The organism is Streptomyces sp. NPDC004266, from assembly GCF_042874095.1.
Lineage (GTDB): Bacteria > Actinomycetota > Actinomycetes > Streptomycetales > Streptomycetaceae > Streptomyces.
Genome location: NZ_JBIAMM010000001.1, coordinates 391,897 through 414,534, shown reverse-complemented (window position 1 = coordinate 414,534; position 22,638 = coordinate 391,897). Strand labels below are relative to the sequence as shown.

The window sequence follows — 22,638 nt, the reverse complement described above, 5'->3', positions numbered from 1 at the left end:
TCGGATTCAGGTCAAGGGAATGACTGAAGAGGTTAAAAAGCCCTCAGAAGGGCTCGTTCCGGTGCTCGAACATCACGGTCTTTTCCAGTATGCGCCCAACGCTTTGGAGGTCGTTGAAAGATTCTGTCAGTCATGGGGCGAATACGAGAGTGAACTGGCCGATGATTTGCCTTTGGTCAAAAACCTAATCCTGCTTTCGGCTGCAGAGTATTCTCTAATCCCGTCATTCCTTGACGGTAGTTACAGTCGGCCGGTTCCGGTTCGTGACGTTGATGCGAAGCTTGCCGTACTGAAATGCGACACCACTCCGAGCATTTTGATCCACAAGCATGCGAAGGAGACGGGCACTCCTGCGTTCGTGTCGGCGGCGGATCTCTCTGTGTTCAGTTCTGACGTTGCAAAGCTGTACTTGAAGGACCCGGACTGGTGGGAAAGCCTGCATAATCCAGCTGACCTCTGGAAGGGCGTGGAGTATCTAGAAGAGGCGCACATCAGGTGCCCCTGGCCATCTCTGCAAGCGCTGGCTGAAACAAAGCTACTGAGGGTTCAAGGCCTAATTTGGCAACTTCGCCTTACCGTAGCCAACCGCCATGGATTTGACGAAGCGATCTCAGGTGTGGTTTCTGATTTCGTGCACCTGCGCTTTAGGCATTCCTGAAAGATCGGGAATTTTCGATTCCTGCACTGGTGAACTCAGGGTCGGCTAAGACGCCGCTACGAACTTGAAGCCGCAGGCAGCCTTTGCGCTATCCGCACCCCCGACTCCCGTCCCGTCTGCCGTCGGCCCACACACCGTGGAGCAGGCGCGGTGCCGGGCGTCCAGGTGGAGCGCGCCACTGTACGAACGACCTGGACGCCCGGTGCCGTGTCTGCTCGGCTCTGCCTGGGTCGACGGCAGGCGGGATGGGAGTTCCCCACCGTCACACCCCACCGGCCGGCACCCGCGTACGGCGCCCCCGCCATCCCGGAGCCTGAGGCCCCCGCCGGAGGCATGTCGGTGGCCTTGGACATCGGTGGCCGTTGGGGCTCGACTCATGATTGCGGGAGCCAGGCGGAGCCGTCTGGTCTTCGTAGTTGGTGGTGCCGAAAGCCCCCCACGCTCTTGCTGTAGGTGCGACTCTGTAGCCATGGATCTGGAAGAGCTGCTCGCTGCCATGGACCGCACGACGGCCAACTTGAAGAAGCTCGAAGGGGTGTGGGAGCGGGCGCAACCCCTCATTCCGACCGGCCCGCAACTCGGCTCGAATATCGAGTATGACGGGCTCCGGGCCGCCTGGGCAGACCTCCTCCCCGGGCTTCCACTCATCGATGGCTGGACCATCAGCGACCCCCTTCCGGACATCCAGGAAGTTGGCCAGGCATACCTTGAATGCTTCGAAGCCGGTGTTCCGACAACCGCGGTGGATGATGCTACCGACAAGCCAGCTGTGGACCTTGCCGCCTACCGATATCGACTCGACCGGGCTCGCCGGCGAGCTGCCCGAGGCCGCTTGGAGCAACTCGTCGCCACCGTCGACGCAGCGCTCCCTATCGCCGTCGAGGGTACGAAGCGCGACTCGTTGGAGCAATTGACTAACGACTCGACCGATAGGATCGATACGGCGATTCGGGAAATCGCTAGACTCTTGGGCGAGGACGCCGAAAGCATTGATCGATGGTGGGATCTAATTCGACACATGCGATTCAGCCAGGGGCACGACTGGCATGACATCGCTGAATTCGATTGGCCAGCCGTGCGCACGGGCATCCAGGCCCAGGCTCTGGGTGATAGTGATCCATTGCCCGTCCCAGACATCGACCTTGGGCAGGCAGCCTCTGGTGATCTCACGGGAGCAGCCACGTTGGCCCTACCGTGGGATCGGCTGCGCGACGACGGGTTTGAACGGCTCCTCTATGACCTGCTGCGAGCCATTCCAGAGCACCAGAACGTCGAGTGGCTGACGCAAACTCGTGCTCCTGACCGTGGACGTGACCTCTCGCTGGACCGTGTCCTCAAAGACGGTTCCGGGGGTGTCCGTACGGAACGAGTGATCGTGCAAGCAAAACACTGGCTAAGCCGTTCGGTTAATGCCACTGCTGTCATGGAGTCAGTAACAGCCGGCAAGCTGTGGGGGCCTACGCTAGTGCGGGGCCTAATCATCGCTACTAGCGGCCGCTTTACGACGGACGCCGTGGCTTGGGCGGAGCAACACAACTCTGAGGGGAAAGCACCCCACATCGACCTGTGGCCTAACAGCAGACTGAAAACCCTCCTCGCACAGCGGCCTCACATCGCGGCCGCGCACGGTCTTAAGTAACTCATCCAGGGCTGAATACCTGACGTCGGCTGGAATTTCGAAAGCCAAGGGGTAAATTGCGGGGCGCGAGTAGGAGCGATCCGCTGCTCTTGCTGCGAGATTCCCCCCAACTCTCCCATCCCGTCTGCCGTCGGTCCACACACCGTGGAGCGGGCCCGGTGCCGTGTCTGCTCGGCTCTGCCTGGGTCGACGGCAGACAGGATGGGAGCCCCCCACCGCCACAACCCACCAGCCGGCACCCGCCCACGGCCCCCCTCCATCCCGGAGTCGGAGCGCCCCCGCCGGAGGCATCGTCTTGAGCCGCACTCGCGTACCGCCTCGGCCACCTCGTGGGTTCGTCACCCATCAACCCAAGCTGTCAGGCGTGCGGACGGCGGCCGGGCTGGAGCGGGGCGGAGACAGGAGCGCAGGCCCGGGCGACGGGCCGCGCGCGCCGCGCTGTGCGCGGCGGGTGCCTTGATGAAGTAGAGAAACTCTTACCGCACTGCAGTGCCTGGGCTGTTAGCGTGCGATCGGCTGGCAGGTCGCACTGGCCGGGGGTCTTCTCCTCCGGCGGGTCCGGATCGCGGTCCCTGTAGACGTAGTCACTGACGTGCGGGAACGCAGCGCGGGGCGGGCGGTTGCATGGAGTAGCCGCTCAGAAGCCGCCCCAGTCGTGATCGACCGCCGTCGTAGCGGTCGAGCGTGGATGTCATGTGGCATCCGTGTGGCATGGAGAAGCCCCCAGCCATGATCGGCTGGGGGCCTTTTCCCTGGTGGGCGCGGACGGTTTCGAACCGCCGACATCTGCTTTGTAAGAGCAGCGCTCTACCCCTGAGCTACGCACCCGTGGAAGAGGCAACAGCCTACATGGCCGGTGGGTGGGTGTCGCAAACGGATGGGTGCTGGGGGTAGCCCTACCCCCTGGACGGTGGGTCGCCGGATCGTGACGGGGGGTGGCGGGGTTCTACGGTCGGGGGATCGTGGACGTCGCTTCTGGGGGATTGATCGTCATGGCCGTACGCCGCACGTCCCGTGCGCTGCTCGCTTCCGGGGTCGCCGTGCTCGTGCTCGCGGGGTGCGGGAGCGGTGCCGACGTCGAGGGGGCGCCGGTGGAGCGGAAGACGTTCGCGTTCGACGGGGACGCGCTCATCGTCGACTCGGACGACTCCGAGCTGGTGATCACGCCCGCCGACGTCGACGACGTGCGGGTGGAGCGGCAGGTCGACGGGTGGGTGTTCATGGGGTCCGGGCCCGACGCCGACTGGAAGCTGGTGGACGGGCGGCTCACGTTGCGGGTGGAGTGTGATGCCGTCGCGGCGAGTTGCTCTGCCGTGCACCGGATCCAGGTGCCCCGCGGTGTCGCCGTCACCGTCGAGGACGACAACGGGGGCGTGACCGCCGAGGGGTTCGACACGCCCCTGAAGGTGCGGTCCGACAACGGGGACGTGCGGGTACGGAAGGTCAGCGGAGCGCTCGATCTCGGTGGGGGGAACGGGGATCTGGACGTCGACGGCTCCGTCACCTCGGCCGAGGTCGCCGTCCGGTCCGACAACGGGGACGTGCGCATCACCCTCGCCGCCGTCCCCCGCAAGGTCGACGTCGTCACCGACAACGGCGACGTGACCGTGACGGTGCCCGAGGCCGAGTACGCCGCCTCCGGCTCCAGCGACAACGGCGACGTCCGGATCGACGTGCCCCGCCGCGACGGCAGCGGGCACGTCGTGAGTCTGCGCAGCGACAACGGGGACGTCGCCGTTCGTACGGTGAACTGACCGGGCCGTGTGTTCGTCCTTACCGGGTGGGAGAATGAACCGGACCGGGCACGGCGGACAGAGCACGGGGAGTAGTACGTGGCGGCGAGCGACGCTAGGGGGTGTCCTGTCGATCAGGCCGGATCAGGGAGCGGCGTCCGGCACCGGACATCGCGGGGCGGAGGGGGGAGTCATGGCGGAGCCATGCCGACCCACGACGACACGGCGGGGCGCGGTGCCGGACGCCGCGGGCCCGGCCTGATCGACAGGACGCCCCCTGGGGGCACATCGGCGCCCGGGGGTTCCTCCGCGTTCCGGCTGGCGTTCGCGCTGCCCCTGCTCGTGGGCGCGCTGCTGCCGCAGGCCTTCGCGGGCGGCGGGACCCGTCGCTGGTTCGGGGGACGCGGAGAGGGGCAGCGGGCCGAGGCCCAGGCCGCCAAGGACGCCGCCGCGGCCGCCTTCTACGAGCTCGACACCGCCCAGCGCGGGCTGCGCATCTCCATCGAGACGATCACCGCCGTGGACGGCTCCCCCGAGGCGCGCCGCGCCGTCGACGGGTTCGAGGCGCTCGGGCGGCGGATCGACGAGGTCAGCCACGGCTACATCAGTGCCGTCGACGCGCATGACCTCGATCGGGACGAGTTGGACGCCGCCACCGCCTCGCGCGCCCGCGCCGATCTGACCCGCGCCAAGGAGGAGCTCGACCGCGTCAAGGGCGAGTTGGACCGGTTCGAGCAAGGGCTCGCCCCTCTCCTCGGGCGCGCCGAGACCCAGCTCGCCCGCCTCGCGCCCGCCGTCGAGCGGGCCCGGCAGGCCCTGCGGGGCGCGAGCGGCGCCCTGGACGGCGCCCGGGAGAGCGGGCTGCGCGCCGACGACCTGGCCGCGCGGCTCGCCGCGCTCGGGCCCGAGCTCACCCGTCTCAACGAGGGCGCGGGCCGCCACGGGGTCGCCGAGACGCTCCAGCGCGCCGACCGGGTGCTGCGGGACGCCGAGGCCGTGCGGACCGAGGCCGAGCGGCTGCCCGAGCGGGCCGCCGAGATCGACAAGCGCCTGGTGTCGCTGCGTACCCGCACCGAGGCGCTCACCACCCGCGCGGGAGGCGTCGAGCCCGTCCTCTCCGAGCTGCGCCGGCGGTACTCGGCCGCCTGCTGGCAGGACCTCCAGCACGTGCCGGAGCAGGCCGTCGCGACGCTCCGGCAGGCCGAGGAGCGGCTCGCCGAGGCCGGAAGGGCGCGGGCCGAGCAGCGCTGGCCCGACGCGACCTCGCTGCTCTCCACGGCCCGCGCGCTGCTCGACTCGACCGACGAGGCCGTCTCGGCCGCCGGTGACCGGCTGCGCCGCCTGGACGCCGTCGCGAAGGACCCGAAGGCGGAGACCGACCGGGCGCGGTTCGCGGTACGGGACGCCCAGCGGCTCGCGATGGCCGGACGGAACACGCCCGACCCCCGCCACGCCCGGCCCCTCGACGACGCCGTCGCCCGGCTCGACCGGGCCGTGGACGGGCTGGAGGGCCGCCACCCCGATTACTGGCACTTCCTGACCGAACTGGAGGCCGTCCGCGCCACCGCCGCCCGGGTCGTCGGGCAGATCCGGGAGGAACGGGGCTCCGGTCACTGAACGGCCCGGCCGTCCCCGAGCCCGTTCCCGGGCCGGTCGCTGAGTCGCTGATCGGGGCGGGGAGGGCCGGGGCGGTCGCTCGGCTGCCCTGTGAGGCCCGGGCGGGCGCCCGTCCGCCCGGTGGTCGCCGGCGCCGCCGCCGTTAGCCTGGTGCCATGCCTCGTTACGAATACCGCTGCCGCACCTGCGACGACACCTTCGAGCTCAGCCGTCCCATGGCCGAGTCCTCCGCTCCCGCCGCCTGCCCCGTCGGGCACGACGACACCGTGAAGCTGCTGTCGGCCGTGGCCGTCGGCGGTGCCGCCGGTGCCGCCCCCGCCCCGAGCGGGGGCGGCGGCGGCTGCTGCGGCGGGGGTTGCTGCGGCTGACCCTCAGGTCAGCCGGCGACGGCCGCCCGGAAGCGGCGGAGGATCTCTTCCCCCGCCGCCACTCCGCGCTCCGCGAGGACGTCGAGGTGGGGTGCCGTCCAGTCGCTGTCGGCGAGTTCGCCGTGGCCCGGGCGCCAGGCCCGGTCGGCGGCGAGCAGCAGGTCGGCGTCGAGGAGGGAGTCCCCGGCGGCCAGGGTGAGCGTGGCGCCGGTGCGGCGGGCGACCTCGCGGACGGCCGCGCTCTTGGTGAGCGGCTTCGGTACGGCGTACACCTTGCGGCCCTGGAGCGAGACGGTCCAGCCGCGGTCGCCCGCCCAGCCGCCGAAGCGGTCCAGCCAGTCCTCGGGGAGCCGCTCCCGCTCGACGACCAGGTAGGCGAAGAGGTCCTCGGCCACCCGGTGCTTGCGCACCCAGGACAGGTCCGTGGTGGCGGTGAGGTAGGCGCGGATCTCGGAGAGCGGCGCGCATTCGTCGTCGAGCCTGCGCAGGACGGACTCGTGCCAGTCGCGGTCGGAGACGCCGTCGACGAGGATGTGTCCGCCGTTGGCGCAGATCGCGTACGCCGGTGCGGTGCCCGGGAGCTGGATGCGCTGGTACTGCTTGCGCGTCCGCGTCGTGGTGGGCACGAAGACGGTCTCGGCGGTCAGCCGCGCCAGGAGTTCGGCCGCGTCCTCGGTCATGTAGGAGAGCGGCTTGGACTCGTGGACCTCGACGCAGAGCAGCCGGGGGGCCTGGGCGTCCGGCATGCCGAGGGCGAGGGCCGCGGTCGAGTAGATGAGGGTGCGGTCGAGGTCGCTGGCGACCAGGGTCGTGCCCGTCCTGATGCCGGTCCCGGTCGCGGTCGGGGTCTCCGGCCCCGTCGAGGTCTCGGTCTCGGGCCCGGTCTCGTTCGAGGTCTCGGGGCCCGTCGAGGTCTCGGGACCGGTCGGCGTGCTCGTCTGCGTGCTCACCGGGACACCACCGCCTTGCCGTCGGCGCCCGTGGCGCCCCTCGTGTACTGGGGGTGGATCAGTCCCACGCAGCTGTACGGGAGTTCGTCGACCACCTCGACCGGTACGCCGCGCTGCTCGGCGAGCAGCCGGACGTGCGCGAGCTCGGCGTCGGCGCCCCGCTTGGCGAGGATCTTCCAGGGGACGCGGCGGAGCAGGACGCGGGTGGTCTCGCCGACGCCCGGCTTGACCAGGTTGACGTCGTGGATGCCGTACTCCTCGCTGATCCGCTCGACGGCCGCCCAGCCCTCCCAGGTGGGGGTGCGGTCGGCGGCCAGGAGCTCCTTGACGTCCGTGTCGACGGTCGCGGCGACCTCGTCGAAGCGGGCGGCGACGGCGTCGAGGAAGGCCCCGGAGACGTCGGACCCGGCCAGCTCGCGGTAGAACTTGGCGCCGTGGAAGTCGTTCGGTCCGACGAGGTCGGAGCGGAGGACCGTGCGCGATATCAGGCCGGAGACCGTGGAGTTGAGGCACGCGGACGGGATGAGGAAGTCCTCGCGGGTGCCGTAGGTGCGGACGCAGGAGCCGGGGTCGGCGAGGACCGCGATCTCCGGGTCGAAGCCGTCGAACTCCTTGATCGCTTCGGCGAGTTCGCGGGTGATGGCGCCCTTTCCGGTCCAGCCGTCGACGAACACGACGTCGGCCGGGTCGTGGTGGGCGGCGAGCCACCGCAGCGCGTTGGCGTCGATGCCGCGGCCGCGCACGATGGACACGGCGTAGTGCGGGAGGTCGAGGCCGTGGCGGGCCTGCGCCCAGCGGCGCATGAGGACGCCGACGGGGGTGCCGGCCCGGGCGAGGGAGACCAGGACGGGGCGTGCGGACCGCTCGGCGAGGACGGTCTCGGTGACCGTGCCGACCGCGCGGGCCATCCGGGCGGCGGAGCTCTCCAGGGCGGTGTGGAAGAGCTCCTGGTAGCGCTCGCTGGGCTGGTACTCGACGGGGAGCGACTCGGCGTAGTGGGCGCCGCCGCTCTGGATGGCCTCCTCCCGTTCCTCGGTGGGTGCCTCGAGTTCGACGTCCGAGAGGTCCTGGAGCAGCCAGCCGACCTCTTCGGGTGCGTACGAGGAGAAGGCGGGGCCGCGGAGGGGCTCGGGCAGCATGGAGCTCCTTTCGGGAGCTTCGGTGACGGAGGCCGTGGGGACGTGGGACGGGACCACCGCGAGCACGACGCGCGGGATGTGCGCGGCGAGCTGGGCGAGCAGGCCGTCCGGGGCGTGCAGGGCCGGGGTGTCGGCGGTGGAGTCGACGACGAGGACGACGGCGTCGAAGCCCGCGCCCGCGACGTTGTAGGCGTAGCGCTCGCCGGGCCCGTCGGCGGGGTCGTCGTGGGCCGGGAAGACGAGTCGGGTGCGGATCGCGTAGCCGGGGTCGTCGACGGCGAGGACGGGCGAGCGGGTGGTGGTCGAGTAGCGGACGTCGTGACCGGCGTCCTCCAGGGCGGTGCCGAGGCGCAGCGGCGCGTACATCAGCTCTTCGAAGCCGAGGACGAGCACGCGGGGGTTCGCCGGGGGCCGTTCCCCGGGTCGGGCCGGGGGCTGGGGCTGGGCCTGGGGCTGGGGCTGGGGCTGAACCTGGGACTCGGTCTGGGGCTGAACCTGGGCCTGGGGCTGGGCCTGGGACTCGGTCTGGGCCTGGGACTCGGTCTGGGGCTGAACCTGGGACTGGGTCTGAGCCTGGGCCCCGGGGGCGGGCCGGGCCTTCCCCGCCCCCGTCCCCGCCGGGGTGCCGAGCGCCTCCGCGATCCGGTTCGCCATCCCCGGCAGCGCCGTCTCCAGGCGCTCCCGGTGCTCGGTCGTGAAGCCGTGCCGGCCGCCGTCGGGGAGTTCCTCGGGCCAGCCGAGTTCCACCCGTACGGGTGCCTCCCGCGGCACGCGGCGCACGGGGCCGGTCTCCGTCCCCTGCGCCTTCTCGTGTTCCGCCACCAGCGCCTGGCCCTTCTCCAGGACCCCGTCCGGGAGGCGGACCGTGCCGGCCGCGCCGGCGATCAGGTCGACGCGGGCGCCGATCTCCGTCGCGAAGGCGTCCAGGCGGCCGGCGTCGGCGGCGGAGCGCATGTCGACGAGGGCCACGACGACGTACCGCTCGCGCGGGTAGCGCTCGTGCAGGGCGCGGATGGTGTTCAGGACGGTGTTGCCGGTGGAGAACTCGTCGTCGACGAGGACGAGGGGGCCGTCGCCCGCGAGGAGCTCGGGGTCCTCGGGCAGCAGGAGGTGCGAGGTGGCGTGGGAGTGGGACTCCTCGAAGCCGCCCGCGCGGGCGACGCCGGCCACCGGGCGGCGGGTGGAGTGGAGGTACGGGGCGAGGCCGAGGCCGTCGGCGACGGCGTGCCCGAGGGCGGTGGCGGTCTCCGCGTAGCCGAGGACGACGGACCGGGCGGCCTCCTCGTCGCCGAGCAGTGCGCGGACGCTGCGGCCGAGGGCGAGGCCGGAGCCGTACACCAGGGAGGGCCGCTGCGGCACGTGCTTGCCGAGCACGTTGGAGACCAGCAGGTGCGCGCGCTTGGGGTTGCGACGCAGTGCGAGGCCCAACAGGGCCGGTAGCTCCTCGCCGCCGATCAGTTCGACGCCCAGTCGCTCCGCGACCCACGTTCCGGTCCACACCACGTCGTCGACGTCCCTTCGTCAGCCGGCCAGGCCGGCGGTGAGCAGATCCACGAAGCCGACGTCCTCCTTGGCGACGCCGAAGACCTCGGCGCGCAGGAGGGTGCGCTCGGCCCACGCGCGATGCGGCTTCACCTCGTTCATCTTGTTCGTGTAGGCGGAGCGGAGCACGCCGCCGCCGTCCCGGTCGGGCCGCAGGATGTCCTGGGCGTCGCTCCACTCCTCGTGGCTGACGACGGAGAGGGCGTGCACCGGCACCACGTGGGTGGGGTGGATGCAGGTCTTGCCGAGCAGGCCGTTGGCCCGGTCGAGTTCGATCTCGCGCAGCAGGCCGTCGAGGTCGTGCTCGATGAGGGCGGTGCGCAGGTCCTCGGCGCGGCCTTCGAGGAAGGGGCTGCGGCGCAGCTGCGGCTTGAACATGCGCTCGCCGGGGCGGAAGTACTCCCAGACGGGTCCGGTGACGGTGAAGCCGGTGCCGTCGGAGCGGCCGAGGACGTTGACGACGTCGGCGATGACGTTCGCGACGATCTTGATGTCGTACGCGGTCATGTCGGGCGAGCGGCGCAGGCCGTAGGCGGAGCAGAAGTCGGTGACGCCGAGGCGGAGGGCGAGGACGCGGTCGCGGTACTTGTCGGTGATCGAGGCGATCCCGGCGAGGGTCTCGGCCCGGGTCTCCAGGTGGAGGAGCTCGGGGGACTCCAGGACGGGCATGGCGAAGAGGCGCCGCCCGGTGGTCCGCTCGGCCTCGGCGAGCGCTTCGAGGAAGGCGCGGCCGCGGGCCTCGGTGAACTTGGGCAGTACGAATCCGGACAGCAGGCGGACGGACGCGCCGAGGCGGTCGACGAGGTCGGTGATCTGGTGCGGTTCGCGGACCCGGATGAAGAGCAGGGGCAGGTCCGGGGCGGTGCCGGCGTCCGTCCCGGTCCCGGCGGCGAGGTCGGCGAAGTTCCGGACTAGGTTGTCCTCGCCCGCCTCGACGTCGGCGTCGCTGATGGAGTCCTCCAGGCAGAGCACCATGGAGACCACGCCGCGTCCGGCCTGTTTGCGCACGGCGTCGGCGAGCCGGGGCCGGGTGGCCGGGCTGTAGAGCGTGGCGCCCAGGGCCACGGCGAGCGTGCGCGCGGGCGAGTCGGCCGTGAAGTCGGCCGGCTCCTGGTGGAACAGCCCGGTCCGCACCGCGGACGGGATGTGCCCGAAATGACGCATGTGAGTCCCCCGTCTGCCTCTCCGGCCCTGATGACATGTGGCCGGTAATAGTACGTAGGTGCGGGTGTCCGTAGTTCCCTGGGCGCATGAAATTCAGGTAACCGACCGGCGTCCCGCGCCACGTTCCGGTATCGGGAGCGCCCCCGCGTTGTCCGCGGGTCGGGCGGGAGGGCAGGATTGCGGTCATGACGCACGCGATGCAGAAGGGCTCCAACGTCCCTCTCGACACCGCGGCCGTACGGGCCGTGCTCCGCTGGACCCCGGGCCCCGGGGTCCCCGACGTGGACGCCTCGGCCCTGCTCCTCGGGCCTTCCGGCCGCGTGCGGTCCGACGAGGACTTCGTCTTCTACAACCAGCCGCGCCACCCCTCGGGGCTGGTGCGACGGCTGCCGAAGAAGCGGGTCTCCGAGGGCCTGACGGACACCGTGGAGGCCGATCTGGCGGCGCTCGACGTCTCGGTCGACCGGGTGGTGATCGCGGCCTCCTCCGACGGCGGCACCTTCCGCTCCGTCTCCGACCTGCGGATCCTGCTGTACGACGCGGTGGCCGGGACGGAGCGCGAGCCGCTGGCCCTGTTCGACGTGACGGCGGAGACCGGCGAGGAGACGGCGGTCATCTGCGGCGAGCTGTACCGGCGCGGGGACGGCTGGAAGTTCCGCGCGGTGGGGCAGGGTTATCCGACGGGGCTCGTCGGTCTCGCCACGGACTTCGGCATCTCGGTCGACGAGGACGCGGCGGAGGACGCGGCCCTGGGGGGCGCCCCGGACGCCTCCCGGGACGCCCAGGGGCCGGTCGGCGGCGTCTCCGGCTCCCCGGAGGGCGCGTCGGCCGCCGGCTCCCCCGCGGGCGGCTCCCACGACCCCGACCTGACCGTGGCCCACACTCCCGTGCCGCCGCAGCCGGCCGTGCCGCCCATGCCGGACCGGGTGCCCCCCATGCCGGACCGGGCGCCCGCCTACGGGTACCCGCAGCAGCCGGGGAACGCCCCGGCCCCCGCGTACGGCTACCCGCAGCCCGTGACCGCCCCCGAGCAGAACCCGGCGCCGGAGTTCCGCATGCCTCCGATGGGGCCCCAGTTCGTCCGGAGCTGAGCCGGCGGACAGGGCCCTACGCCTTGGTCTTGTAGCCGCGCCCCCACTGGAGCCCCCAGCCGTACAGCCGGTCCAGTTCGGCCTGGAAGCCGTACACGAACCGCACCTCGCGGCGGACCGTCAGCTCGCCCTTGACGTTCTCCATGGAGAAGACGGCGCAGGAGCGGGCCTGCGGGGCGCGCTCGTCGAGCTCGATCTCGATCCGGGGGCCGTTGCTCGGGTAGAGCGTGACCTTGGCGTGCGTGCGGTCGAAGGCCGGCGTCTGGTCGTAGATGTAGACGAAGAACAGCAGGCGCTTGATCTCGTCCCGGTGGTCCAGGTTGACGAAGACCGTCTCGCCCGAGGAGCCCCCGAAGCGGTCGTCGCCGCTGAGCTTCACGTACGGGGCCGTGTTGAGGTCGCCGAAGAAGCCGCCGAGGGGCTGCACGACGCCCTTGCTGCCGTCGGTGAGCTCGTAGAGGCAGCCGAGGTCGAGGTCGACGTTGACCATGCCCTGGGTGTGGGCCTGGACGACCTCGGGCTTGAAGAGCTGGGCCGGGTTCCGCAGCAGCCGGCCGCTCTGCCGGGAGCGGCCCTCGATGTCGGAGGTGCGCATCCGCCAGGAGAGGTTGACCCGGAGGTTGCCGGTGGCGGCGCCCTGTTTGGTGAGCGAGACGGTCGGCCGCCGTTTCGTCAGGTCGATCGCGTTCGACGCGGCGCTGCCCGAGTCGAACTGCGCCGCCCTCGTCGGAAACAGGTTGTCCCAGAAGGCCATGCCGCCTTCACCCCCACTGGTCGTCTACGCCGTGCACATGCCTGCGGGGCGGCCGGTGCATCGGCCGCCCCGCAGTGAAGCGTTCCTCGCCGCCGGGGGTGTCACACCCCGGACGGCACCTCGGTCTTGTCGTCCGAGGGGCCGGAGCCGCCCTCGGCCTCCGCGAGCCGCTTGTTGCGGCGGACGGAGGACCAGAAGGACCAGGCGATGAGCAGGACGCCGATGGAACCGGTGACGATCTCGGGGATCTCGTACTGGATGGTGATCATGAGGACCACGGCCAGGGCGCCGATCGCGTAGTGGGCGCCGTGCTCCAGGTAGACGTAGTCGTCGAGGGTGCCCTGGCGGACCAGGTAGACCGTCAGCGAACGGACGTACATGGCGCCGACGCCCAGGCCGAGCGCCATCAGGACGATGTCGTTGGTGACGGCGAAGGCGCCGATGACACCGTCGAAGGAGAAGGAGGCGTCGAGGACCTCCAGGTAGAGGAACATGAAGAAGGCGGCCTTGCCGGCCAGCTGGACCGCGGAGACCTTCTTGCCGGTGCGCTTGGCCTCTTCCTCGGCCTCGTGCTCGCGCTCCTCTTCCTCCTCCAGCTTGTTCTCGAAGTAGCCGGAGAGGCCGCCGACGACGAGGTACGTGATGAGGCCGGCGATGCCGGAGACCAGGACCGTCTGCGCCTTGTCGACGTGCGCGCCGCCGTGCTGGTGGGCCTGGGTCGCGAAGGTCATGGAGGTGATGAGCAGGACGACCAGCGCGATGCAGACCGACAGCATGTCGACCTTGCCGAGCTTGGCGAGCGGGCGCTCGATCCAGCGCAGCCACTGGATGTCCCGGTCCTCGAAGATGAAGTCGAGGAAGATCATCAGCAGGAACATGCCACCGAAGGCGGCGATCGACGGGTGCGCGTCGGTCACCAGCTCCTGGTACCTGTCGGCGTCGTTCAGCGCGAGATCGACGGCTTCGAGGGGGCCGATCTTCGCGCTGATGGCGACGATCACGACGGGGAAGACGAGGCGCATGCCGAAGACCGCGATGAGCACGCCGACCGTGAGGAAGATCTTCTGCCAGAAGGCATTCATCTTCTGCAGGATTCCGGCGTTGACCACCGCGTTGTCGAACGACAGGGAGATCTCCAGGACGCAGAGGATCGCGACGATCCCGAACGCCTCCCACCCCCCGTAGAGCACCGCCACGGCCAAGCCGAGCACAGTGATCGCGAACGACCAGCCGAAGGTTTTCAGAATCACTGTCTACCCCATCGTGAAATTACAGGCTTTACGAAACGTTGACCCCGAAGTCTAGAGCGATGCCCCGAAGCCCGGACGCGTACCCCTGTCCCACCGCCCGGAACTTCCATTCGCCGTTGTAGCGGTAGAGCTCGCCGAAGATCATCGCGGTCTCCGTGGAGGCGTCCTCCGAAAGGTCGTACCGGGCGAGCTCCTGGCCGTCCAGCCGATTCACGACGCGGATGAACGCGTTGCTGACCTGGCCGAAGCTCTGGCCGCGGTTGTCGGCGTCGTGGATCGACACCGGGAAGACGATCTTGTCGCAGTGGGCCGGCACCTTGGTGAGGTCCACGATGAGCGACTCGTCGTCCCCGTCACCCTCGCCGGTGAGGTTGTCGCCGGTGTGTTCGACGGACCCCTCGGGGCTGCGGAGCTGGTTGTAGAAGACGAAGTACTCGTCCCCGAGCACCCGGCCGGCCTGGCACAGCAGGGCGCTGGCGTCGAGGTCGAAGGGGGCTCCGGTGGTGGAGCGCGCGTCCCAGCCGAGCCCCACGAGGACCTGGGTCAGGTTGGGTGCGGCCTTGGAGAGGGAGACGTTGCCTCCCTTGGCGAGCGTGACGCCCATGATTCGGTTCCTCCCCGGTGGTGATGAGGCACGTCCGGCGCCACACGGGAGGTGCGGCGCCGGACGGTTCGAACGGTTCGGCTCAGACGTTGACGCCGAAGTCCTGCGCGATGCCGCGCAGGCCCGAGGCGTACCCCTGGCCGACGGCGCGGAACTTCCACTCCGCGCCGTGCCGGTAGAGCTCACCGAAGACCATGGCGGTCTCGGTCGAGGCGTCCTCGGAGAGGTCGTACCGGGCGATCTCGGCGCCGCCGGCCTGGTTCACGACGCGGATGAACGCGTTGCGCACCTGGCCGAAGGACTGCTGGCGGTTCTCCGCGTCGTAGATCGAGACCGGGAAGACGATCTTGGCCACGTCGGCCGGCACGCCGGCCAGGTTGACCTTGACCTGCTCGTCGTCGCCCTCGCCCTCGCCGGTGAGGTTGTCACCGGTGTGCTCGACCGAGCCGTCGGCGCTCTTCAGGTTGTTGAAGAAGACGAAGTCCTGGTCGTTGCGGACCTTGCCCGCCTCGCTCACCAGGATGGCGCTGGCGTCGAGGTCGAAGTCCGTACCGGTGGTGGTGCGGACGTCCCAGCCCAGACCGACGGTCACGGCGGTGAGGCCAGGGGCCTCCTTGGTCAGCGAGACGTTGCCGCCCTTGCTGAGGCTGACTCCCACGAGTCCCTCCATAGGTTTCCAGGGGCAGCGCCCCCAGTCGTGCGTTGGCATCGGATCAACGTCTGGATCCTAGTGACGGGTTCCCGGTCGAAACAGTCGATTCGCCCGGTGAATCCGCGGGTGTCGGCCTCGGGGCGCTCAGAGCGCTTCGAGGGCCCTCACGTAGTCGCGCAGGTCGCGGGCGTCCGACAGGGCGTTCACGACGGTCCAGCGGACGACGCCCTCCTTGTCGATGACGAAGGTGCCGCGGACCGCGCAGCCCTTCTCCTCGTCGAAGACGCCGTAGGCCCGGGAGGCCGCGCCGTGCGGCCAGAAGTCGGAGAGCAGCGGGAACTCCAGGTCCTCCTGGTCGCCGAAGACGCGGAGGGTGTGGATGGAGTCGTTGGAGACGGCGAGGAGCTCGGTGTCGTCGTTGACGAACGCCGGGAGGTTGTCGCGGAGCTCGCGCAGTTCCCCGGTGCAGACGCCGGTGAAGGCGAAGGGGTAGAAGAGCAGCACCACGTTCTTCTCGCCGCGGAAGTCGGAGAGCCGCACGGTCCGGCCGTGGTTGTCCTTGAGCTGGAACTCCGGGGCCTTGGTGCCGACCTCGATCGCCATCGCGTACGCGTCCCTTTCGACGGGGCCCGGGCCTTGGGCCGTACCGGTGAACCCCACCCTACGGCCTGCGCACGAAAGCCCCCGCCGGCGGACCGGCGGGGGCTCCTCGCAGCGTGGTGATCAGCGCTTGGGGGCGGCCAGGCGGGTGCCCGTCCAGTCCTTGGCGACGCTGATGCTCTTGGTCTGGGAGAGACCCGCTGTCTGCGCGGCATCCTGGATGTCGGACGGCTCGATGTAGCCGTCGCGGCCGGTCTTCGGGGTCAGCAGCCAGATGTTGCCGCCGTCCTCCAGAAGACCGATGGCGTCCACCAGGGCGTCGGTGAGATCGCCGTCCTCGTCGCGGAACCACAGCACGACGACGTCGGCGACGTCGTCGTAGTCCTCGTCCACGAGGTCCTGTCCGATGACGGACTCGATGCCTTCACGGAGATCCTGGTCGACGTCGTCGTCGTAGCCGATCTCCTGGACCACCTGTCCGGGCTCGAACCCCAGCCTCGCTGCCGGGTTGGTCCGCTCCTCCGCGTGGTCCGCGGTCGCGCTCACGGCTTGCCTCCTGCTCATTCGGTAAATGCTGTGGGCCACGCGTATGCGCGTGGCGCTGGCCGTAGTCCACACGTGCCGGGGCGGATCGCGCAAGTACCCGGCCGCCGAGACCGCCGAAACGGTGACGTTTGGGGCCGTCTCGCCGCAACTTCCGGCACCGCCGGTCCCTCCTCCGTGATCGGGTGCACATGCTTCGTCCCGCTTTGCTGACTTCTGAGGTTTCAGTCTGCCGAACGCCCGGACGAAACGCATGCGCGGGTTGAGCGTAAGGTTGCGATTTGACCGCACCCTCACTCCTGGAAGGCGGGCGAGGCACCCCCCGGGGGTTACCCCTCGGTAAATGTGACGTCCGGCGCCGGCGGGGTACACGATGGACATCTCCTGACCAGCCCGTGGCCCCGTGGGCACCACCGAACAGCGAAGGAAGAGCGTGGCTCCCGGATCCGATCGCAACCCGATCATCATTGGCGGCCTTCCCAGCCAGGTCCCGGATTTCGACCCGGAAGAGACCCAGGAATGGCTCGACTCCCTCGACGCGGCCGTCGACGAGCGGGGCCGTGAGCGGGCCCGCTACCTCATGCTCCGCCTGATCGAGCGGGCCCGCGAGAAGCGCGTGGCCGTGCCCGAGATGCGCAGCACGGACTACGTCAACACCATCGCCACCAGGGACGAGCCGTTCTTCCCCGGCAACGAGGAGATCGAGCGCAAGGTCCTCAACGCCACCCGGTGGAACGCGGCCGTGATGGTCTCGCGCGCCCAGCGCCCGGGCATCGGCGTCGGCGGCCACATCGCCACCTTCGCCTCCTCGGCCTCCCTGTACGACGTCGGCTTCAACCACTTCTTCCGCGGCAAGGACGAGGGCGACGGCGGCGACCAGATCTTCTTCCAGGGGCACGCCTCCCCCGGCATCTACGCCCGCGCGTACCTTCTGGACCGGCTGAGCGACACCCAGCTCGACGGCTTCCGCCAGGAGAGGTCGAAGTTCCCGAACGGCCTCTCGTCGTACCCCCACCCGCGGCTGATGCCGGACTTCTGGGAGTTCCCGACGGTGTCGATGGGCCTCGGCCCGCTCGGCGCGATCTACCAGGCGCGGATGAACCGGTACATGGAGGCGCGCGGCATCGCCGACACCTCCGCGTCGCACGTCTGGGCGTTCCTCGGCGACGGCGAGATGGACGAGGTCGAGTCGCTCGGCCAGCTGTCCATCGCCGCCCGCGAGGGTCTGGACAACCTCACCTTCGTCGTCAACTGCAACCTCCAGCGGCTCGACGGCCCGGTCCGCGGCAACGGCAAGATCATCCAGGAGCTGGAGTCGATCTTCCGGGGCAACGGCTGGAACGTCATCAAGCTGATCTGGGACCGCTCCTGGGACCCGCTGCTCGCGCAGGACCGCGACGGCATCCTGGTCAACAAGCTGAACACCACCCCCGACGGCCAGTTCCAGACGTACGCCACGGAGACCGGCGGCTACATCCGGGAGCACTTCTTCGGCGACGACCACCGGCTGCGGGCCATGGTCGAGGGCATGTCGGACCAGCAGATCCTGCACCTCGGCCGCGGCGGCCACGACCACAAGAAGATCTACGCGGCCTACGCGGCGGCGAAGGCCCACGCGGGCCAGCCGACCGTGATCCTGGCGCAGACCGTCAAGGGCTGGACGCTGGGCCCGAACTTCGAGGGCCGCAACGCGACCCACCAGATGAAGAAGCTGACGGTCGACGACCTCAAGCGCTTCCGCGACCGGCTGCACATCCCGGTGACGGACCGGCAGTTGGAGGAGGGCCTGCCGCCCTACTACCACCCGGGCCGGGACTCCGAGGAGATCCAGTACATGCACGACCGCCGCAAGGCGCTGGGCGGGTACGTCCCGACCCGGGTCGTGCGGGCGAAGCCCCTGCCCCTCCCCGACGACAAGACCTACGCCGCCGCCAGGAAGGGCTCCGGGCAGCAGTCGATCGCCACCACGATGGCCTTCGTCCGCATCCTGAAGGACCTCATGCGGGACAAGGAGATCGGCAAGCGCTTCGTGCTGATCGCCCCCGACGAGTACCGCACCTTCGGCATGGACGCCTTCTTCCCGAGCGCCAAGATCTACAACCCGCTGGGCCAGCAGTACGAGGCGGTGGACCGCGAACTCCTCCTCGCCTACAAGGAGTCGCCGACCGGCCAGATGCTCCACGACGGCATCTCCGAGGCCGGCTGCACGGCCTCGCTGATCGCCGCCGGCTCGGCGTACGCCACGCACGGCGAGCCGCTGATCCCGGTCTACGTCTTCTACTCGATGTTCGGCTTCCAGCGGACCGGCGACCAGTTCTGGCAGATGGCCGACCAGCTGGCGCGCGGCTTCGTGCTCGGCGCCACCGCCGGCCGGACCACGCTGACCGGCGAGGGCCTCCAGCACGCGGACGGCCACTCGCACCTCCTCGCCTCGACCAACCCGGCCTGCATCGCCTACGACCCGGCGTTCGGCTTCGAGATCGCGCACATCGTCAAGGACGGTCTGCGGCGGATGTACGGCCCCGAGGCCGAGGACGTCTTCTACTACCTCACCGTCTACAACGAGCCGATCCAGCACCCGGCCGAGCCCGAGAACGTGGACGTCGACGGCATCCTCCAGGGCATCCACCGCTTCAGGGCCGCCGAGGCCGGCACGATCCCGGCGCAGATCATGGCCTCGGGCGTCGCCGTGCCGTGGGCGATCGAGGCGCAGCGGATCCTCGCCGAGGAGTGGAACGTCAAGGCCGACGTCTGGTCCGCGACCTCCTGGACCGAGCTGCGCCGCGAGGCCGTGGCCGTCGAGGAGCACAACCTGCTCCACCCCGACGAGGAGCAGCGCGTCCCGTACGTGACGCGCAAGCTCCAGGGCTCCGAGGGCCCGTTCGTCGCGGTCTCGGACTGGATGCGGTCGGTGCCGGACCAGATCTCCCGCTGGGTGCCCGGCTCCTACACCTCGCTGGGCGCGGACGGCTTCGGCTTCGCGGACACGCGCGGCGCGGCCCGCCGCTACTTCCACATCGACGCGCAGTCGATCGTGCTCGCCGTGCTGACCGAGCTCGCCCGCCAGGGCAAGGTCGAGCGCTCGGCCCTGAAGCAGGCCGTGGACCGCTACCAGCTGCTCGACGTCGCGGCCGCCGACCCGGGCCCGGCGGGCGGCGACGCCTGACGGACGCCGTCGGCCGTTCGTTTCGGCTGGTGAGGGCGGTGGGACGCGGTCCCGCCGCCCTTCGCCGTTCCTTACGATGCCGGTCATGTCCGTCATGAAGCTTCGCTGGGAGGAACGCACCCAGACGCCGCTCCTGGTGCTCGCGGTCGTGTTCGGCATCGCCTACGCGGTGCCGATCGTGGCTCCCGGCGCCGAGCCGTGGGTGCACCGGCTGTGCACCTACGCCGAGTGGACCGTCTGGGGCGCCTTCGCGCTCGACTATCTCGTCCGTCTCGTGCTCGCCCCGGACCGCCGGCACTTCGTGCGCGGCCATCCGCTGGACCTGCTGGCGGTGATACTGCCGATGGTGCAGCCGCTGCGGCTGCTGCGGGTCGTCTCCACGCTCCTCCTCGTGGGCCGGCGGGCCCGGATGGCCCCGCAGATAACGCTCACCACGTATGTGGCGGGCGCGGTGGTCGGGCTGATGATGTTCGGCTCGCTGGCCGTGCTGCACGTGGAGCGGGACGCCCCGCACGGCAACATCAAGACGCTCGGGGACGCGGTGTGGTGGTCCTTCACCACGATGACCACGGTCGGCTACGGCGACCACGCCCCGACCACGGGGCTCGGCCGGGTCCTCGCGGTGGGCCTGATGCTCTCGGGCATCGCCCTGCTCGGTGTCGTCACGGCCAACATCGCCGCCTGGTTCATCTCCCGCTTCGACCGGGACGACGCGGTGGAGCGCCGGCAGACGGAGCTCCTGGAGGCGCTCACCCTGGAGGTCCGGGCGCTCCGCACCGAGGTGGCCCGGCTCTCGGCCCCGCCTGAGGCGGTGGCCCTGCCGGGAGCGTCGGCCTCGCCGGGACCTCCGGGGTCGGGCGAGCCGCGCGATGTCCCCTCGCCTACCGCTCCCAGAGCTTGAACGCTCTGACCTCGTAGGCCGTCTGCGGCACCCAGGTCCCCCTCCCCGGGTACGTCTCGAACTCTCCCGTCTCCCCGCACTCCGCCGACTGGTACGTGGTGACCGGCCGGCCCGTGCGGTTCGCCAGGGACTGGGCCGAGGTGCCCGGCGGCAGGGCGACGCAGCTGTCGATGTCGGTCGTGGCCAGCTCGTGCGTCCACGGCCGGCCCTTGAAGTCGGGCTTCGGCCAGAGGCAGAGCCGACCGGGCCCGCAGGCCCCGAGCACGGTCCCGGACGGCGCGGCGCCGGAGGGCGGAGCCCCGGCCCACGCGGCTGCCGGTACGGCCGACGCCGCAGGTGCCGCCGTGAGGGTGGTCAGGAGGAGGGCCGTGACGGCCGCGCCGGTGAGGACGGTCTTCGTATACATGCTGATGAACCCCCGTTTCGTCACTCTCTGTAATCACGAGGATGGCGGAGGTCTCCGGACAACGGAAGAGGGGCCGCCCCCGTTCACGCGAACGGGTGACGGCCCCCTACGGGAACCCTGACGGGCGAGCGTCAGATGTGACCGCCCATGCCGCCCGCCTCCGCGTTCTCACCGCGCTTGGTGAGCGTGGCGACGAGGGCCGCGACGACCGCGACGCCACCGGCGACGGTGAAGGCCAGACCCATGCCGTCGAGGAAGGTGTCGTGGATGACGCCGGTGATCTGCTGGAGGAGGCCGGGGGTCATCCCCGGCGCCTGGGCCAGCTCCGGCGGCGTCATGCCGAACTCGGCGGCCTGTTCGAGGCGCGGGTCGGCCGGGACCGGGATGCCGGCCTCCTTCCAGTTCCCCGCGAAGGAGTCGGAGACCTTCGAGGACATCACGGCGCCGAGCACCGCCGTGCCGAGCGCGCCGCCGACCTGCATGGCGGCCTGCTGCAGACCGCCGGCCACGCCGGAGAGCTCCAGCGGCGCGTTGCCCACGATGACCTCGGTCGCGCCGACCATGACCGGGGCGAGGCCCAGGCCGAGCAGGGCGAACCAGAGGGACATGGCGAGGGTGCCGGTGCCGGAGGTGAGCGTGATCATGCCGAACATGGCGACGGCCGTGCAGACCATGCCGCCGACGAGCGGCACGCGCGGCCCGAACTTGGTGATCAGCGCGCCGGCCAGCGGCGAGGAGACGATCATCATCGCGGTCAGCGGCAGCAGGTGCAGACCGGCATCGACCGGGCCGAGCCCCTTCACGCCCTGGAGGTAGAAGGTCACGAAGAAGAGCCCGCCCATGAAGGCGAAGGCCATCAGGACCATCAGCACCACACCGGCCGAGAGCGGCACGGAGCGGAACATCCCCAGCGGGATGAGCGGCTCCTTGACCTTCGTCTCCCAGAAGGCGAAGACCGCGAACAGGACCACCGCGCCGAGCAGGCAGCCCCAGGTGTTGCCGCTCGCCCAGCCCCAGGACTCACCGGCCTTGATGATGCCCCAGATGAGGGCGGCCATGGCGCCGGAGAGCAGCAGGATGCCCAGGAGGTCGAAGGACCGCGGCGCGTTCTCGGCGCGGTGGTCCTTGAGGATGACCAGGCCGAGCACGAGCGCGAGCACGCCGACCGGCACGTTGACGAAGAAGACGGACTGCCAGTTGACGTGCTCCACGAGGAAGCCGCCGAGGATCGGGCCGCCCGCCGTGGAGGCGCCGATGACCATGCCCCAGATGCCGATGGCCATGTTCAGCTTCTCGGCGGGGAAGGTCGCGCGCAGCAGGCCCAGGGCGGCCGGCATCAGCAGGGCGCCGAAGAGGCCCTGCAGGACGCGGAAGGCGATCACGGCCCCGATGGAGTGCGACAGGCCGATGGCGCCGGAGGCGGCGGCGAAGCCGGCGATGCCTATGAGGAAGGTCTGCCGGTGGCCGAAGCGGTCACCGAGCTTGCCGGCGGTGATCAGGGCGACGGCGAGCGCGAGCAGGTATCCGTTGGTGATCCACTGGACCTGGGCGAGGGTGGCGCCGAGGTCCTCCTTGATGGCCGGGTTGGCGATGGCGACGATCGTGCCGTCGAGCGCGACCATCATCACGCCGACGGCCACGCTGAAGAGCGTCAACCACGGGTGGCCGCGCAGTCCCTTCGCCGGGACCGGAGCGGGTTCCCGGGCGTCCCCCTGACCCTGCGGGGCCTTTTCCACGGTGGTCTGACTAGTCATGCGAACGAGGCTAATGACAGTCACTGACAATTGACAAAGCGATTCACGCGTCGGTAACTGTCACGTAGCTCACAGGTACGCTGAGCAGGACGAAATGCCGGAAAAAG

General features: G+C 70.2%; 19 protein-coding genes and 1 tRNA gene. 8 read left to right on the top strand and 12 right to left on the bottom strand.

Annotated features, from left to right (window positions below; all coding sequences use genetic code 11):
• The first annotated feature begins 19 nt into the window (after positions 1-19).
• Together ACFYUZ_RS01805 and ACFYUZ_RS01800 are read left to right on the top strand one after the other, a co-directional pair.
• On the top strand, positions 20-658 hold the full coding sequence (locus ACFYUZ_RS01805; RefSeq protein WP_389305361.1) for a hypothetical protein: 639 nt from the start codon (positions 20-22) through the stop codon (positions 656-658).
• 469 nt (positions 659-1,127) lie between these two features.
• Positions 1,128-2,297, top strand: coding sequence for a restriction endonuclease (locus ACFYUZ_RS01800; RefSeq protein ID WP_389305359.1), 1,170 nt, complete (start codon positions 1,128-1,130; stop codon positions 2,295-2,297).
• 753 nt (positions 2,298-3,050) lie between these two features.
• Here ACFYUZ_RS01800 and ACFYUZ_RS01795 read toward each other — a convergent pair.
• Positions 3,051-3,125, bottom strand: a tRNA-Val gene (locus ACFYUZ_RS01795).
• Between the two features lie 164 nt (positions 3,126-3,289).
• Here ACFYUZ_RS01795 and ACFYUZ_RS01790 point away from each other — a divergent pair.
• From ACFYUZ_RS01790 to ACFYUZ_RS01780, 3 genes are all read left to right on the top strand, one after another.
• Positions 3,290-4,051 carry a DUF4097 family beta strand repeat-containing protein gene (locus ACFYUZ_RS01790; protein WP_389305357.1) on the top strand — a complete coding sequence of 254 codons (762 nt, stop codon included), beginning with the start codon at positions 3,290-3,292 and terminating at the stop codon, positions 4,049-4,051.
• Positions 4,052-4,234: 183 nt separating this feature from the next.
• Positions 4,235-5,647: a hypothetical protein gene (locus ACFYUZ_RS01785; RefSeq protein ID WP_389305355.1), complete on the top strand. Its 1,413-nt coding sequence runs from the start codon at positions 4,235-4,237 to the stop codon at positions 5,645-5,647.
• Positions 5,648-5,802: 155 nt separating this feature from the next.
• Positions 5,803-6,015 (top strand): zinc ribbon domain-containing protein, encoded by a 213-nt coding sequence (locus ACFYUZ_RS01780; protein WP_389305353.1) that lies wholly within the window; start codon positions 5,803-5,805, stop codon positions 6,013-6,015.
• A gap of 8 nt (positions 6,016-6,023) precedes the next feature.
• Here ACFYUZ_RS01780 and ACFYUZ_RS01775 read toward each other — a convergent pair whose 3' ends face one another.
• From ACFYUZ_RS01775 to ACFYUZ_RS01765, 3 genes are all read right to left on the bottom strand, one after another.
• Positions 6,024-6,839: an HAD family hydrolase gene (locus tag ACFYUZ_RS01775; protein ID WP_389306245.1), complete on the bottom strand. Its 816-nt coding sequence runs from the start codon at positions 6,837-6,839 to the stop codon at positions 6,024-6,026.
• Positions 6,840-6,961: 122 nt separating this feature from the next.
• Positions 6,962-9,607: a phosphoribosyltransferase gene (locus ACFYUZ_RS01770; RefSeq protein ID WP_389305351.1), complete on the bottom strand. Its 2,646-nt coding sequence runs from the start codon at positions 9,605-9,607 to the stop codon at positions 6,962-6,964.
• An 18-nt stretch (positions 9,608-9,625) separates the two neighbouring features.
• Complete coding sequence (locus ACFYUZ_RS01765; RefSeq protein ID WP_389305350.1) at positions 9,626-10,810, bottom strand: HpcH/HpaI aldolase/citrate lyase family protein; 1,185 nt, start codon at positions 10,808-10,810, stop codon at positions 9,626-9,628.
• Positions 10,811-10,995: 185 nt separating this feature from the next.
• On the opposite strand from ACFYUZ_RS01765, the gene ACFYUZ_RS01760 reads away from it, so the two are divergent.
• Positions 10,996-11,901: a TerD family protein gene (locus tag ACFYUZ_RS01760; protein WP_389305348.1), complete on the top strand. Its 906-nt coding sequence runs from the start codon at positions 10,996-10,998 to the stop codon at positions 11,899-11,901.
• A 16-nt stretch (positions 11,902-11,917) separates the two neighbouring features.
• On the opposite strand, the gene ACFYUZ_RS01755 is transcribed toward ACFYUZ_RS01760, so the two are convergent.
• From ACFYUZ_RS01755 to ACFYUZ_RS01730, 6 genes are all read right to left on the bottom strand, one after another.
• Positions 11,918-12,655, bottom strand: a complete 738-nt coding sequence (locus ACFYUZ_RS01755; RefSeq protein ID WP_389305346.1) for a Tellurium resistance — start codon at positions 12,653-12,655, stop codon at positions 11,918-11,920.
• Between the two features lie 101 nt (positions 12,656-12,756).
• Positions 12,757-13,905 carry a DUF475 domain-containing protein gene (locus ACFYUZ_RS01750; RefSeq protein WP_389305344.1) on the bottom strand — a complete coding sequence of 383 codons (1,149 nt, stop codon included), beginning with the start codon at positions 13,903-13,905 and terminating at the stop codon, positions 12,757-12,759.
• 28 nt (positions 13,906-13,933) lie between these two features.
• A complete protein-coding gene (locus tag ACFYUZ_RS01745; RefSeq protein ID WP_225799707.1) occupies positions 13,934-14,509 on the bottom strand; it encodes a TerD family protein in 576 nt (191 codons plus the stop codon).
• Positions 14,510-14,591: 82 nt separating this feature from the next.
• Positions 14,592-15,167, bottom strand: coding sequence for a TerD family protein (locus ACFYUZ_RS01740; RefSeq protein ID WP_030495317.1), 576 nt, complete (start codon positions 15,165-15,167; stop codon positions 14,592-14,594).
• Positions 15,168-15,305: 138 nt separating this feature from the next.
• The gene (locus ACFYUZ_RS01735) at positions 15,306-15,764 is read right to left on the bottom strand and encodes a peroxiredoxin (protein WP_389305342.1); all 459 of its coding nucleotides are present in this window, start codon (positions 15,762-15,764) and stop codon (positions 15,306-15,308) included.
• A gap of 120 nt (positions 15,765-15,884) precedes the next feature.
• A complete protein-coding gene (locus ACFYUZ_RS01730; RefSeq protein ID WP_356904628.1) occupies positions 15,885-16,307 on the bottom strand; it encodes a DUF3052 domain-containing protein in 423 nt (140 codons plus the stop codon).
• A 430-nt stretch (positions 16,308-16,737) separates the two neighbouring features.
• On the opposite strand from ACFYUZ_RS01730, the gene aceE reads away from it, so the two are divergent.
• The gene (aceE, locus tag ACFYUZ_RS01725) at positions 16,738-19,470 is read left to right on the top strand and encodes a pyruvate dehydrogenase (acetyl-transferring), homodimeric type (protein WP_389305340.1); all 2,733 of its coding nucleotides are present in this window, start codon (positions 16,738-16,740) and stop codon (positions 19,468-19,470) included.
• A gap of 94 nt (positions 19,471-19,564) precedes the next feature.
• A complete protein-coding gene (locus tag ACFYUZ_RS01720; RefSeq protein ID WP_389306243.1) occupies positions 19,565-20,371 on the top strand; it encodes a potassium channel family protein in 807 nt (268 codons plus the stop codon).
• Here the strand turns inward: ACFYUZ_RS01720 and ACFYUZ_RS01715 are convergent.
• Both ACFYUZ_RS01715 and ACFYUZ_RS01710 read right to left on the bottom strand, forming a co-directional pair.
• Positions 20,352-20,777 (bottom strand): peptidase inhibitor family I36 protein, encoded by a 426-nt coding sequence (locus ACFYUZ_RS01715; protein WP_389305339.1) that lies wholly within the window; start codon positions 20,775-20,777, stop codon positions 20,352-20,354. The genes ACFYUZ_RS01720 and ACFYUZ_RS01715 overlap by 20 nt on opposite strands.
• Positions 20,778-20,908: 131 nt before the next feature.
• The gene (locus tag ACFYUZ_RS01710) at positions 20,909-22,531 is read right to left on the bottom strand and encodes an MFS transporter (protein ID WP_389305337.1); all 1,623 of its coding nucleotides are present in this window, start codon (positions 22,529-22,531) and stop codon (positions 20,909-20,911) included.
• Positions 22,532-22,638 lie beyond the last annotated feature (107 nt).

Coding starts and splice junctions, on each gene's coding strand:
- ACFYUZ_RS01805 (WP_389305361.1), top strand. CDS start 20: ATGACTGAAGAGGTTAAAAAGCCCTCAGAAGGGCTCGTTCCGGTGCTC.
- ACFYUZ_RS01800 (WP_389305359.1), top strand. CDS start 1,128: ATGGATCTGGAAGAGCTGCTCGCTGCCATGGACCGCACGACGGCCAAC.
- ACFYUZ_RS01790 (WP_389305357.1), top strand. CDS start 3,290: ATGGCCGTACGCCGCACGTCCCGTGCGCTGCTCGCTTCCGGGGTCGCC.
- ACFYUZ_RS01785 (WP_389305355.1), top strand. CDS start 4,235: ATGCCGACCCACGACGACACGGCGGGGCGCGGTGCCGGACGCCGCGGG.
- ACFYUZ_RS01780 (WP_389305353.1), top strand. CDS start 5,803: ATGCCTCGTTACGAATACCGCTGCCGCACCTGCGACGACACCTTCGAG.
- ACFYUZ_RS01765 (WP_389305350.1), bottom strand. CDS start 10,810: ATGCGTCATTTCGGGCACATCCCGTCCGCGGTGCGGACCGGGCTGTTC.
- ACFYUZ_RS01760 (WP_389305348.1), top strand. CDS start 10,996: ATGACGCACGCGATGCAGAAGGGCTCCAACGTCCCTCTCGACACCGCG.
- ACFYUZ_RS01755 (WP_389305346.1), bottom strand. CDS start 12,655: ATGGCCTTCTGGGACAACCTGTTTCCGACGAGGGCGGCGCAGTTCGAC.
- ACFYUZ_RS01745 (WP_225799707.1), bottom strand. CDS start 14,509: ATGGGCGTCACGCTCGCCAAGGGAGGCAACGTCTCCCTCTCCAAGGCC.
- ACFYUZ_RS01735 (WP_389305342.1), bottom strand. CDS start 15,764: ATGGCGATCGAGGTCGGCACCAAGGCCCCGGAGTTCCAGCTCAAGGAC.
- ACFYUZ_RS01720 (WP_389306243.1), top strand. CDS start 19,565: ATGAAGCTTCGCTGGGAGGAACGCACCCAGACGCCGCTCCTGGTGCTC.
- ACFYUZ_RS01715 (WP_389305339.1), bottom strand. CDS start 20,777: ATGTATACGAAGACCGTCCTCACCGGCGCGGCCGTCACGGCCCTCCTC.
- ACFYUZ_RS01710 (WP_389305337.1), bottom strand. CDS start 22,531: ATGACTAGTCAGACCACCGTGGAAAAGGCCCCGCAGGGTCAGGGGGAC.